Source organism: Pseudomonas sp. lyk4-TYG-107 (assembly GCF_030209055.1).
GTDB classification, from domain to species: domain Bacteria; phylum Pseudomonadota; class Gammaproteobacteria; order Pseudomonadales; family Pseudomonadaceae; genus Aquipseudomonas; species Aquipseudomonas putida_A.
Genome location: NZ_JARVST010000002.1, coordinates 111700 through 123882 on the forward strand (window position 1 = coordinate 111700; position 12183 = coordinate 123882).

General features: G+C 59.8%; 12 protein-coding genes and 1 pseudogene. 5 read left to right on the forward strand and 8 right to left on the reverse strand.

From position 1 onward, the window contains the following. Positions 1-16: 16 nt before the first annotated feature. The 5 genes from QRN61_RS02230 to hutC form a co-directional block, all read right to left on the reverse strand. Positions 17-985: an ABC transporter substrate-binding protein gene (locus QRN61_RS02230; RefSeq protein ID WP_027611283.1), complete on the reverse strand. Its 969-nt coding sequence runs from the start codon at positions 983-985 to the stop codon at positions 17-19. 69 nt (positions 986-1054) lie between these two features. Then, a complete protein-coding gene (locus QRN61_RS02235; RefSeq protein ID WP_027611282.1) occupies positions 1055-2527 on the reverse strand; it encodes a purine-cytosine permease family protein in 1473 nt (490 codons plus the stop codon). Between the two features lie 153 nt (positions 2528-2680). Further along, positions 2681-4366, reverse strand: a complete 1686-nt coding sequence (gene hutU / locus QRN61_RS02240; RefSeq protein ID WP_285373109.1) for a urocanate hydratase — start codon at positions 4364-4366, stop codon at positions 2681-2683. Between the two features lie 458 nt (positions 4367-4824). Next, entirely contained in the window at positions 4825-5394 is a 570-nt protein-coding gene (locus QRN61_RS02245; RefSeq protein WP_285373110.1) for a HutD/Ves family protein, read from the reverse strand. Beyond that, on the reverse strand, positions 5391-6059 hold the full coding sequence (hutC, locus tag QRN61_RS02250; RefSeq protein WP_230679353.1) for a histidine utilization transcriptional repressor HutC: 669 nt from the start codon (positions 6057-6059) through the stop codon (positions 5391-5393). The genes QRN61_RS02245 and hutC overlap by 4 nt, the downstream gene beginning before the upstream one ends. A 188-nt stretch (positions 6060-6247) precedes the next feature. Here hutC and QRN61_RS02255 point away from each other — a divergent pair, with 188 nt between their 5' ends. Next, positions 6248-7612 carry a formimidoylglutamate deiminase gene (locus QRN61_RS02255; protein WP_285373112.1) on the forward strand — a complete coding sequence of 455 codons (1365 nt, stop codon included), beginning with the start codon at positions 6248-6250 and terminating at the stop codon, positions 7610-7612. A 118-nt stretch (positions 7613-7730) separates the two neighbouring features. Here QRN61_RS02255 and QRN61_RS02260 read toward each other — a convergent pair whose 3' ends face one another. Both QRN61_RS02260 and QRN61_RS02265 read right to left on the reverse strand, forming a co-directional pair. Then, a complete protein-coding gene (locus QRN61_RS02260) occupies positions 7731-8300 on the reverse strand; it encodes a lipocalin family protein (RefSeq protein WP_096794672.1) in 570 nt (189 codons plus the stop codon). Between the two features lie 31 nt (positions 8301-8331). Continuing rightward, positions 8332-8586 carry a hypothetical protein gene (locus QRN61_RS02265; RefSeq protein ID WP_003220802.1) on the reverse strand — a complete coding sequence of 85 codons (255 nt, stop codon included), beginning with the start codon at positions 8584-8586 and terminating at the stop codon, positions 8332-8334. Between the two features lie 294 nt (positions 8587-8880). Here QRN61_RS02265 and QRN61_RS27675 point away from each other — a divergent pair. The 4 genes and pseudogenes from QRN61_RS27675 to QRN61_RS02280 form a co-directional block, all read left to right on the forward strand. Next, a pseudogene (locus QRN61_RS27675) lies at positions 8881-9903 on the forward strand (HAMP domain-containing protein); the annotation flags it as partial. Positions 9904-9996: 93 nt separating this feature from the next. Then, entirely contained in the window at positions 9997-10761 is a 765-nt protein-coding gene (locus QRN61_RS27680) for a methyl-accepting chemotaxis protein (protein ID WP_371917810.1), read from the forward strand. Positions 10762-10965: 204 nt separating this feature from the next. Continuing rightward, complete coding sequence (locus QRN61_RS02275) at positions 10966-11238, forward strand: type II toxin-antitoxin system Phd/YefM family antitoxin (RefSeq protein ID WP_047290864.1); 273 nt, start codon at positions 10966-10968, stop codon at positions 11236-11238. Further along, positions 11235-11567: a type II toxin-antitoxin system RelE/ParE family toxin gene (locus QRN61_RS02280; protein ID WP_103368319.1), complete on the forward strand. Its 333-nt coding sequence runs from the start codon at positions 11235-11237 to the stop codon at positions 11565-11567. The genes QRN61_RS02275 and QRN61_RS02280 overlap by 4 nt, the downstream gene beginning before the upstream one ends. Before the next feature lie 10 nt (positions 11568-11577). Here the strand turns inward: QRN61_RS02280 and QRN61_RS02285 are convergent, their stop codons facing one another. Continuing rightward, the gene (locus QRN61_RS02285; RefSeq protein ID WP_285373118.1) at positions 11578-12180 is read right to left on the reverse strand and encodes a DUF924 family protein; all 603 of its coding nucleotides are present in this window, start codon (positions 12178-12180) and stop codon (positions 11578-11580) included. Positions 12181-12183: the final 3 nt, after the last annotated feature.

Sequence of the window (12183 nt, forward strand, 5' to 3'; positions counted from 1 at the left end):
ACCGGGAGGTATCGACCTACAGCGCCGCGTCGATTTTCTTGGCTGCGTCGTCACTGACCCACGCGTGCCAGACCTCAGGATGTTCCTTGAGGAAGATTTTCGCCAGTTTTGGCGACTCGATACGTTCCTTCGCCATGCGGCCCAGGTTCTGGTTCAGCAGGTCGATCGGCAGGTTGACCTTTTCCAGCACGGCCACCAGTTCTGGCGCCTGCTCGTGGAAGGTTTTCGACAGGCCGACCTTGATGCTCACGCTCTTGTCGACGCCCGGTTTTTCTTCAAGCTTGACCGCGTCGATCTGGCCCATCAGCGGGGTTGGCGACCAGTAATAAAACAGGATCGGCTCGCCACGCTTGTAGCTCGACAGCACCGCCGCATCCAGGGCCGGGCCGGTGCCCGGGCGGAAGTTGGTGTAGGTGTTTTCCAGGCCGTAGCTCTTGAGCATTTCGCTGTTGTCCAGCTCGCAGGTCCAGCCCGCCGGGCAGTTGTAGAAACGGCCCTTGGACGGCTCTTCGGCGTCTTTGAAAACAGCCGCGTACTTGCCCAGGTCGGCGATGTTTTTCAGCTCCGGGGCTTTTGCCTCGATCTTGCGTTTGGCGTCGCCTTCGATCACGTAGCGCGGCACGTACCAGCCTTCGATAGCGCCGACGATCGGGGCGCCGACACCGACGACCTTGCCGGCCTTCTCGGCCTTGTTCCAGACTTCGCTGCGGCCGACCCATTCTTCGGCGAACACTTGAATGTCGTTGCTGCTCAGGGCGTTCTCCATGGTGATGGAGTTGCCCGGCAGGCTGTCGGTCTTGCAGTCGTAACCTTTCTCCAGCACCACTTGCAGCACGTCGGTCAGCAGCATGCCGCTTTCCCAGTTCAGACCGGCGAATTTCACCGGTTTACCGGACTCGCACCAACCGGCTGCCTGAGTGGCACCGGCACTGGCCAGCAGGCCCATGGACAACAGTGTGGTGAGCAGGGTCTTGTTCGATTTCATTGTTGCGACGCTCCTAATCATGAATTGGCTTACGGCAGTCAAGAGGCATCCAGCCCTGTCCACGTCCAATCAGGCCTGCGCCGCAGCGCGCCCGGCCCCACTTTTTTCAGGTGGTACAACGCTGTTCTGCTCGACCGGCAGAATCAGTTGATCAGGCACCGAGCCGTGCCATTTTTTTGCGCACACGTAATAGAGGGCAGCAGGCAGCACCAGACCGATGATCCAGGAGATATCCACGTCACCGAGGGCGGCCACCAGCGGGCCGGTGTAGAACTTGGTGGAGATGAACGGCAGTTGCACCAGCACGCCGAACACATAGACGCTGATCCCGAGCAGATTCCAGCGGCCATAGCGACCGTTCGGATCGGCCAGCGCCGGCACGTCATAGCGCTCGCGGGTGATGCAGTAGTAGTCGACCAGGTTGATCGCGCTCCATGGCGTGAAGAACGCCAGCAGGAACAGGATGAACGACTTGAACGCACCGAGGAACGAGTGCTGACCGAGCAAGGCGATCAGGGTGGCGGCGCCGACGATCACCAGCACGAACACCAGCCGTTGCAGGCGCGAGACCGTCAGGTGGCCACGGAAGCCGCTGATGATGGTGGCGATGCACATGAAGCTGCCGTAGGAGTTCAGCGTCGAAATGGTCACCTTGCCGAAGGCGATGCTGAAGTACAGCAGCGCGGCGGTGGCACCGGTGCCGCCCAGTCCGACGATGTAGGCCACTTCGTGACCGGCAAACTGGCCGTTGGCCGAAGCTGCCGCGAACACGCCGAGGACCATCGCCACCTGCGCGCCGATGACCGAACCGGCGCCAGCGGCAAAGAAGGTTTTCACCGAGGAAACCTTGCTCGGCAGGTAACGCGAATAGTCAGCCACATAAGGGCCGAACGCGATCTGCCAGGACGCCGCGAGCGACACCGCCAGCAGGAAGCTGCTCCAACTGAAGTGACGGATCTGCAACAGTGCGCCCACATCCACCTGACTCAGCAGACGGCTGAACAGATACACGAAGGCAATCACGCCGATGACACTGGCAACCCGGCCGATCCAGTGGATCACCCGATAACCGAGCACCGTGACCACTACGATGACACTGGCGAACAGCAGGATGCCAACCGTGTCGCTGACGCCAAACAACTGGCCCAGCGCCTGGCCGGAAAGCACCGTACCGGTGGCGGTGAAACCCAGGTACATCAGGCACACCAGCACGATCGGGATCGCCGCGCCGTACACGCCGAATTGCACGCGGCTGGAAATCATCTGCGGCAGGCCCAGTTTCGGCCCTTGCGCCGCATGCAGCGCCATCACGCCACCGCCCAGCAGTTGACCGATCAACAGACCGATCAACGACCAGAACACATCACCGCCCAGCACCACGGCCAGGGCCCCGGTGACAATCGCAGTGATTTGCAGATTCGCACCCATCCACAGAGTGAACTGGCTCAACAGACGACCGTGTCTTTCCGCTTCCGGGATGTAGTCGATCGAACGCCTTTCGATCAACGGTTTGTTGCCTGCACGATCGGGAGTTACAGCCATGATTCAACCTCTGTGGATTGTTTTAATTGTTCTCTCGAGCCTACTCGAACCCTTGTGGGAGCTGGCTTGCCAGCGATGACGTCGGCACCTTCAACATCAATTCCGGCAGTGCCACCGCTATCGCTGGCAAGCCAGCTCCCACAGGAATCTGTGTTACTTGCCGCCGGTAATCATCGGCAGGTTCAGGCCCTGCTCCTTGGCGCAGTCGATAGCGATCTGGTAACCGGCATCGGCGTGGCGCATGACACCGGTCGCCGGGTCGTTGTGCAGCACGCGCGCAATGCGCTCGGCCGCTTCGTCAGTACCGTCGCAGACAATCACCATGCCCGAGTGCTGCGAGAAGCCCATGCCCACGCCGCCGCCGTGGTGCAGGGAAACCCAGGTCGCGCCGCTCGCGGTGTTCAGCAGGGCGTTGAGCAGTGGCCAGTCGGACACGGCGTCGGAACCGTCCTGCATCGATTCGGTTTCGCGGTTCGGGCTAGCAACGGAGCCGGAGTCGAGGTGGTCGCGACCGATCACGATAGGTGCTGACAGCTCACCGCTGCGCACCATTTCGTTGAACGCCAGACCGAGCTTGGCGCGCAGGCCCAGACCGACCCAGCAGATACGTGCCGGCAGACCCTGAAAGCTGATGCGCTCGCGGGCCATGTCCAGCCAGTTGTGCAGGTGCGCGTCGTCCGGGAGCAGTTCTTTGACTTTGGCGTCGGTTTTGTAGATGTCCTGCGGATCACCCGACAGCGCCGCCCAGCGGAACGGGCCGATGCCACGACAGAACAGTGGGCGGATGTAGGCAGGGACGAAGCCCGGGAAGTCGAACGCGTTTTCCACGCCTTCTTCCTGCGCCATCTGACGGATGTTGTTGCCGTAGTCGAAGGTCGGAATGCCTTGCTTCTGGAAGTCCAGCATCGCTTTGACGTGGACAGCCATCGACTGCTTGGCGGCTTTGATCACAGCGGCCGGCTCGGTCTTGGCGCGGGCGCGGTATTCGTCCCAGGTCCAGCCCGCCGGCAGGTAGCCGTTGAGTGGGTCGTGGGCACTGGTCTGGTCGGTGACCATGTCCGGGCGCACGCCACGCTTGACCAGTTCCGGCAGAATTTCTGCCGCGTTGCCCAGCAGCGCGATCGAGATCGCCTTGCCTTCGGCGGTGTATTTGGCGATGCGCGCCAGGGCGTCATCGAGATCTTTGGCCTGCTCGTCGACGTAGCGGCTTTTCAAGCGGAAATCGATGCTCACCTGCTGGCATTCGATGTTCAGCGAGCAGGCACCGGCCAGGGTGGCCGCCAGTGGCTGAGCACCGCCCATGCCGCCGAGGCCTGCGGTCAGCACCCACTTGCCCTTGAGGTTGTCGTTGTAGTGCTGACGACCGGCTTCGACGAAGGTTTCGTAGGTGCCCTGAACGATGCCCTGGCTGCCGATGTAGATCCAGCTGCCGGCGGTCATCTGGCCGTACATGGCCAGGCCCTTGGCGTCGAGTTCGTTGAAGTGTTCCCAACTCGCCCAGTGCGGCACCAGGTTGGAGTTGGCGATCAATACGCGCGGGGCGTTGCTGTGGGTCTTGAACACGCCGACCGGTTTGCCCGACTGCACCAGCAGGGTCTCGTCGTCGTTCAGATTGGTCAGGCTTTCGACGATCTTGTCGTAGCACTCCCAGTTACGCGCAGCGCGACCGATGCCACCGTAAACCACCAGCTCTTTCGGGTTCTCGGCCACTTCCGGGTCGAGGTTGTTCATCAGCATGCGCAGCGGCGCTTCGGTCAGCCAGCTCTTGGCGGTCAGCTTGTTGCCGCGTGCAGCGCGGATCTCGACGTCACGGTACTTAGTAGGTTTTGTGTCAGTCACGAAAAAGACTCCTCAGCGATCAATTCAAACCAACCCTGGCAGTGGGCAAGCAGCCTGTGCGCCTCAATGCGCGACAAGCGAATCAGTGGACGCTGCGGACTTATACGCATACGTCTTTACTTGTACATACAAGCATATGCAATCAAGCGGCCAACTCACTGAAGAGCTGTTCAAGAAAAATCGCGAACAGGGCTACAGAGCGCTGGAAACAAGGGTTGTGGCGCGGATGAAATTTTTTGCGGGGGAGAATTGAGGTCGCGGAAGATCGTTACGAACCCGTGGCTTTGCGCCACGCTGGGGCGTTCGGTAACAAGTTGGTGCGCTGAGGGAAACAGGAATTGAAATGCAATTGTGGTGAGGGGATTTATCCCCGATGGAGCGCGTAGCGGTCCCAAAAGGTCTGCTGCGCCGCCATCGGGGATAAATCCCCTCACCACAGGAGTGTTACCAAAGTTGGATCAGCGCGCGGTCAGCTCAATCACGCAGCAGCCCGCATTGACCGCGACTTCAAGCAGGCCGGTGTTACCGTCCAGCTGCAGGCAATCATGCCGACCCAGTTGCGCAGTGCTGTCACCGACCTGCACTTGCAGTAACTCACTGACACTGAACACCAGCACCGTCGTCGCCGAGCTGAAAAACCGCTGCTCGCCTTCCAGCCACTGCAACCGCGCGCTGTACCGCTGCGGCGCGTAGATCAGGTTGAAGTCGCGGATCGCGCCGCCGAGCAAGGTGCAGGACACCTGGCTTTCGCCGCTGAAGGCAAACGGGTCCAGCGGTAACAGCGGCCGCGTGTCATCACCATCGACGCACAGGGTCATGCCATCGCCCTGCAATACCGTGATCACCCGCTGGTAACCGGCAAAGGTCGAGAAACCACCGGACTCGGCGATGTCGGCAATCGACAGGCGCCAGCCGAAACCATCGAGGCCGGCACCCGCATCACGGGTAATCTCTTCGGTGCTGCCGCCGCCGTTTTTCCACGGCATGCGCGGGTAACCCTCGGCGCGTAAAACCTTCAAACCATTCATTTATGAAAGCGTCCTTCCAGACGATGACGGGAACCTGGGTGAATCAAACGCGCGGCGGTCACCGGCTGACGCCCCGACCACGTGCGGCGACGGATCAGCAGGCAAGGCTCGCCTTTTTCGATCTGCAGCAACTTGCACTCGGACGGCTCGGCGAGGATCGCCTCGACGACGTGCTCGCCTTCGGTCAGTGGCGCGACCTGATTGAGATAGGCGTAAGGCGTCTGCAAGGTGAAGTCCTGCTTGAGGTATTCCGGGGCGACCAGCGCGTTGACGAAGCGGTCTTCGATTTGCACCGGAATATCGTTTTCGTAATGCACGATCAGCGAGTGGAAGACCTTCTGCCCTTCGCGCATGTCCAGTGCCAGCGCACGCTCGGAGCCGGCGGCCTCTTCTTCGAGGGTGATCACCTGACAGGTGTGGCGATGGCCACGGGAGGCGATTTCGTCGGCGATGTTGTGCACTTCGAACAGAGCGGACTGGCTCTTCGGTTCAGCGACAAACGTGCCTACACCTTGCATGCGCACGAGCAGGCCGTCGGCGGTCATTTCACGCAGCGCGCGGTTGATGGTCATGCGGCTGAAACCGAGCTGGCTGACCAGTTCGCTTTCCGATGGCACGCGGTAGTGCGGTGGCCAGTTACCGCTGTCGATCTGCTGGGTGATCATCTGTTTGACGCGGGCGTACAAGGGCGCCGGACTGTCGCCCAGGTTCGCGGCCAACGGAGAGACTGGAGGCGGAGTCGGCACGGTTGATCCCTGTTCATTGGATGAAGGTTGCTAGCTTGCCGGAGTTTACCGGGCAGGCAAACGTCTGTATATGTATATACAAATAACACACGATGGGGTGCTGAACCATGTCCGCTTTCTTTGCCGAACGCGCGCTGCTGCCTAACGGATGGGCCAATAATGTACGTCTTGAGGTCAATGCCGATGGCGTGTTGACCCAAATCCTGGCCGATTCCACCGCAGACGGCGCCGAACGGCTGAGCGGTCCGCTGCTGCCGGGCATGCCCAATCTGCACTCCCACGCCTTCCAGCGCGCGATGGCCGGGCTGGCCGAAGTGGCCGGTAATCCCAACGACAGTTTCTGGACCTGGCGTGACCTGATGTATCGCCTCGTCGGAAAAATCAGCCCGGAGCAGCTCGGTGTGATCGCCCGTCAGCTGTACATCGAGATGCTCAAGGCCGGTTACACCTCAGTTGCTGAATTCCACTATGTGCACCACGACAACAACGGTCAGCCGTATACCGATCCGGCCGAGTTGGCACTGCGCATCAGTCAGGCAGCGAGCGAAAGCGGCATCGGTCTGACCCTGCTGCCGGTGCTGTACAGCCATTCCGGATTCGGCGGCCAAACGCCCAATGATGGGCAGCGCCGCTTTATCAACAGCACCGAAAACTACCTGAAGCTGCAATCGCGCCTGCAACCGCTGCTGGCTCAGCAAAAAGCGCAATCGCTGGGTCTGTGCTTCCACTCGTTGCGCGCGGTTACCCCGCAGCAGATCAGCGAAGTGCTGGCCGCCAGCGACAAGCAGTGCCCGGTGCACATTCACATCGCCGAACAGCAGAAGGAAGTCGATGACTGCCTGAGCTGGAGCGGTCGCCGTCCGCTGCAATGGCTCTACGAAAACACCGAGGTCGATCAGCGCTGGTGCCTGGTTCACGCGACCCACGCCAACCCGGAAGAAGTCACGCTGATTGCCAAAAGTCGCGCCATCGCCGGCCTGTGCCTGACCACCGAAGCGAATCTGGGCGACGGGATTTTCCCGGCGGTGGATTTCCTCGCTCAGGGTGGGCGCATGGGCATCGGTTCCGACAGCCATGTGTCGCTCAGCGTGGTCGAGGAATTGCGTTGGCTGGAATACGGCCAGCGTCTGCGTGATCAGCGGCGTAACCGTTTGTATGGCGCGGATCAACCGATGGTCGGGCGCACGTTGTATGACGCGGCGCTGGACGGCGGTGCCCAGGCTTTGGGACAGCCGATTGGTGCGCTGCAAGTCGGCAAACGTGCCGACTGGATCGTGCTCGATGGCAATGATCCGTATCTGGCCACGGCCAGTGGTGACGGGATTTTGAATCGCTGGCTGTTCGCTGGCGGCGATCGCCAGGTGCGCGACGTGTTGGTCAATGGCCAATGGGTGGTGCGCGATGGCCGGCATGCGGGCGAAGAGGAAAGCGCACGCGCCTTCACCCAGGTTCTGCGCGAACTTTTAGGCTGATACAAAACAAAATGTGGGAGCGGGCTTGCTCGCGAAAGCGGCGTATCAGTCAATATTTCAATCGACTGACACGCCCTCTTCGCGAGCAAGCCCGCTCCCACATTTGATCTTCGAAGACTTAGTTCGAAGTCTTCGCCATCTGCCGATCCGACGCCCGCCAGATCAGTCGCGTGGTGTCGTAACCCTGCTGACGGGCCTTGCTCAGCAGCTCCTCACGCACCACACCGTTGACGGTCGGCGTGCGCGACAGCAACCACATGTACTTGCGACTCGGGTCGCCGACGATGGCGGTCTTGTAGTCGTCGCTGACGTACAACACCCAGTATTCGCCTTTCGCCACACCCGGAATCAAGCGCGAGAACCAGGTATCGAACTCGACCCACAACTTGTCGGTCTTGCCCGGCACCTGTGGATAAGCCTTGCCTTTGGCTTCTTCCCACTGCCAGTCGGAGGTCAGGCAGCGATTGAGCACATCGACATTGCCGTCGGGTCTGAGCGAGTAGTGGGCTTCGGACTGCGCGCAGTTGCGCTGGAAGTACATCGGCAGGCGCGCCAGTTCATACCAGGTGCCCTGATAACGCTTGAGATTGACACTGTGAGCCGTCTTGGGCGCCAGCGGATCTTCACCGTGGGTGGCGCAGCCGGCCAGTACCAGGCCGGCAAAAAGGACGAACAATAACCGCTTCATTATTTTTCTCCCGTGGGCGCATAGCCCCGGTTTACTTCAGGCCTTGGCCGGAAAACATCAGCACTTTGTCACCGGCGTACTGCACGCTGATAAAGCTGTTTTTATCGCCCCAGGTGCAACTGGACATGCCGAGCGCACCCGAACAGTCGGTGGGTTTGCCGAGCAGCGTCTCAACCTCGGCCTTGGCCATGCCGGCCGAAAGCTTGGAATAGTTTTCCTGATTGACCTTGCTGCACGCGGCCAACAGCACGCAAAAAGTCAGAAGGGCGATAGATCGCAGCGACATGAAGTAACTCCTGGAGCGGAAGGGGGATGGCATGGTGCCAACCAGAAGCTTAGAAGAGAAAACCCTCATCTGGTTCCCTTCAGAAAGGGCTATTTATCGCTCCGCTCGTCTGGCATTTACCGGTAAATCAGACACTTTATGCGGCTATTGAGCATTTCGTCGCATTTCATCAAAGACGCCTAATCTTTGGCGCGCGGCGGTCGAAATAAGAGCAGCGCAAAGCCCCCGAGTGTGGCAAATTGCCGCCCTTTCTCGACCAGCCCCTTCGCGGTAGTTCATTCGATGACCAGAAACATGAAATTCAGCCACAAGATCTTGTTGGCTGCCGCCCTAGTGGTGGCCGTTGCGTTCGCCTGTTTCATTTTGTTCAACGACTATCGACAACGCGAAGCCCTGAACAGCAGTACCGAAGCCTCGATGCAGGAACTGGGCAGCCTGACCACCAGCAACATCCAGACCTGGCTGGAAAGCCGCATCCAGTTGCTGCAATCGCTGTCGCAGCAGGTCGCCGCCGACGGCAGCGCCCCGGCCAGCCTGAAGCGCATCATCGACCTGCCCGCCTACACCGGCAATTTCCAGCTCAGCTACTTCGGCGGCGCTGACGGTGTGATGTTCTCGGTACCCGCCGGCAATCGCGCGCCGGACTACGACCCGCGCGCCCGAGGCTGGTACAAGGCAGCCAACAGCGCCCAACAGACCATCGTCACCGAACCCTACATCGCCGCCTCGTCGGGCAAACTGGTGATCACCGTCGCCACCCCGGTGCAGCGTCAGGGTCAGATGATCGGTGTGGCCGGCGCGGACATCGACCTGACCAGCGTCAGCGCGATCATCAACTCGCTCAACTTTGGTGGCCACGGCCATGCGTTCATCGTCAGCGCCGATGGCAAGATTCTGATTCACCCGGACAGCAAACTGGTTCTGAAAACCCTCGCCGAGGCTTATCCAAACGGCGCACCGAAAGTCAGCCCGGGCCTGAAAGAAGTCGAATTCGACGGCAAGACCCAACTGATCTCCTTCACCCGCGTCAACGGCGTGCCATCGGCAGACTGGTATGTGGCGCTGGTGCTGGACAAGGACACCGCGTTCTCGATGCTCAGCGAATTCCGCACCTCGGCGCTGATCGCCATGATCATCGCCGTGGTGATCATCATCGCCCTGCTTGGGGTGCTGATCCGCGTGCTGATGCAACCGCTGCTGACCATGGGCCGCGCCATGCACGACATCGCCGAAGGTGAAGGCGACCTGACCAAACGCCTGGTGATCCACGGCCACGATGAGTTCGGCGCACTGGGCCTGTCGTTCAACCGCTTTGTCGAGCGTATTCACACCTCGATCCGTGAGGTGTCCTCGGCCACCGGGCAGGTCAACGAAGTCGCCCTGCGCGTGGTCGCGGCGTCGAACTCGTCGATGTACAACTCCGACCAGCAAGCAACCCGCACCAACAGCGTGGCTGCGGCGATCAACCAGCTCGGCGCCGCCGCCCAAGAAATCGCCCAGAACGCCGCCCTCGCCTCGCAACACTCCAGCGATGCGCGCAGCCTGGCGGTCGATGGTCAGCAGGTTGTGGATAAAACCATCCACGCCATGCAGCAGCTGTCGGCAAAAATCAGCGACTCCTGCGGCAACATCGAAACCCTCAACAGCAACACGGTGAACATCGGGCAGATTCTGGAAGTGATCACCAGCATCTCGCAGCAGACCAACCTGCTGGCGCTAAACGCTGCCATCGAAGCGGCCCGCGCCGGTGAGGCTGGCCGTGGTTTCGCCGTGGTCGCTGACGAGGTGCGCAACCTCGCCCACCGCACTCAGGATTCGGCGCAGCAAGTGCAGAAGATGATCGAAGAACTGCAAGTCGGCGCGCGTCAGGCCGTGAGCATCATGACCGAGAGCCAGCGCGAGAGCGAAAGCAGCGTCGGCATCGCCAACCAGGCCGGCGAACGTCTGGGCAGCGTGACCCAACGCATCGGCGAGATCGACGGGATGAACCAGTCGGTGGCTACCGCGACCGAAGAGCAGACCGCCGTGGTCGAGTCGATCAACGTCGACATCAACGAGATCAACACGCTGAACCAGGAAGGTGTCGAGAACCTGCAGGCAACCTTGCGCGCTTGTTCGGATCTGGAGCAGCAGGCGGCGCGGTTGAAGCAGCTGGTAGGCAGCTTCAGGATCTAAGGCGCGGCCACTGGCGTCTTCGCGAGCAAGCCCGCTCCCACAGGTTTTTGTGAACGACACAGATCCCCTTTGGGAGGCAGCCTGCTGGCGATGACGGCGTTAGCGACGATTGAATTTTGAGTTGAAATACGCTGGTCAGCTCGCAATGACGCTGGACTGAATTAAGACTAAACTCAGTCCTGTTCAATTTGGCGAGACTCAACCATGAAGCTTTCATCGCAAATCAAACCGATCAGTTACCTCAAAAGTCATACAGCGGAGATCGTCAAGTCGATCACTGAAAGCCGTGAGCCATTGGTCATCACCCAAAATGGTGAAGCCAAGCTTGTAGTTATGGACGTGAAAAGCTTTGAGGAGCAGGAAGACACAATGGCTTTGCTGAAGCTATTGGCAATGGGCAATCGGGAGATTGAGGAAGGCAAGTATCGAGACGCTGAGGATGTTTTCGCGGATTTGGACAGGGCCGACCATCAATGAGTTTAAAGGTCGTTATTCTTCAGTCCGCACAGACAGATCTCAAAGAACTCCGTACCTACCTTATCAAACAGTTCTCGAGTCAGACGTGGCAGAGTACCTACGCTGATCTCAAGACCGCCATTCTTGGTCTCGCAGACCTTCCTTATTCCGGTTCAATCCCCGAGGAAATCGAGAAGCTCAATCTTGGTCAATACCGACAAATCATTTCCGGGATGAACCGAGTCATTTATGAAGTCAGAGAAAAAAATGTCTTCGTTCATATCATTGTCGACTCAAGAAAAAGCCTGCCTTCACTTTTGATGAAGAGACTGTTGAACGGCAATCCTTGAACTCAACAAATCAGAACCGCGACCCAGGCTGACTGAGAAACGCCAACTCCTCAGCCGTAGACTCCCGCCCCAACACCGCATTGCGATGCGGAAACCGTCCAAACCGTGCAATCACTTTACGATGCCGCTCGGCATAGTCCAGATTGTCGGCAAACACCGTCCGCTCGGCTTCCGGCTGTTCAGCTACCAGATCGATAAAACGCGAAACGGCTTCGTTCTGCACCGCGAGGTTTTCGCAGTGTTCGAACACCAGATAAATGAACACCCGCTGAATCGGCTTCAGTTGCCGGTCGAAGTCCGCTGCAATGCCTTGGGCGACGAGTTTTTGCGCGCGCAGATCACCGGAAAAAGCTTTGGGAGAGTCGCGAAAAATCATTCGCGGCAGTTGATCGAGCAGCAGCACCACGGCCAGCCAACCTTCGGGACGTTGCGTCCACTCGGTCAGTTCCCCAGCCAGAGCCTGATCGACAAAGACCCCGAAACGCTCACGCGCTTCGAGGTCTTGGCTGTCTTTCTTGCCGAACCACAACTTGCCCTTGTCAGCCGCAATCTCGTCCGGTGATTCGGCGTGTCCGAACCACCAATCGAGCAACGGCTGCCAGGGCGCGCTCATGGC

Coding starts and splice junctions, on each gene's coding strand:
- QRN61_RS02230 (WP_027611283.1), bottom strand. CDS start 985: ATGAAATCGAACAAGACCCTGCTCACCACACTGTTGTCCATGGGCCTG.
- QRN61_RS02275 (WP_047290864.1), top strand. CDS start 10,966: ATGAAGCTTTCATCGCAAATCAAACCGATCAGTTACCTCAAAAGTCAT.
- QRN61_RS02260 (WP_096794672.1), bottom strand. CDS start 8,300: ATGAAGCGGTTATTGTTCGTCCTTTTTGCCGGCCTGGTACTGGCCGGC.
- QRN61_RS27680 (WP_371917810.1), top strand. CDS start 9,997: ATGTACAACTCCGACCAGCAAGCAACCCGCACCAACAGCGTGGCTGCG.
- hutC (WP_230679353.1), bottom strand. CDS start 6,059: ATGATCACCCAGCAGATCGACAGCGGTAACTGGCCACCGCACTACCGC.
- QRN61_RS02245 (WP_285373110.1), bottom strand. CDS start 5,394: ATGAATGGTTTGAAGGTTTTACGCGCCGAGGGTTACCCGCGCATGCCG.
- QRN61_RS02265 (WP_003220802.1), bottom strand. CDS start 8,586: ATGTCGCTGCGATCTATCGCCCTTCTGACTTTTTGCGTGCTGTTGGCC.
- QRN61_RS02280 (WP_103368319.1), top strand. CDS start 11,235: ATGAGTTTAAAGGTCGTTATTCTTCAGTCCGCACAGACAGATCTCAAA.
- QRN61_RS02255 (WP_285373112.1), top strand. CDS start 6,248: ATGTCCGCTTTCTTTGCCGAACGCGCGCTGCTGCCTAACGGATGGGCC.
- QRN61_RS02285 (WP_285373118.1), bottom strand. CDS start 12,180: ATGAGCGCGCCCTGGCAGCCGTTGCTCGATTGGTGGTTCGGACACGCC.
- QRN61_RS02235 (WP_027611282.1), bottom strand. CDS start 2,527: ATGGCTGTAACTCCCGATCGTGCAGGCAACAAACCGTTGATCGAAAGG.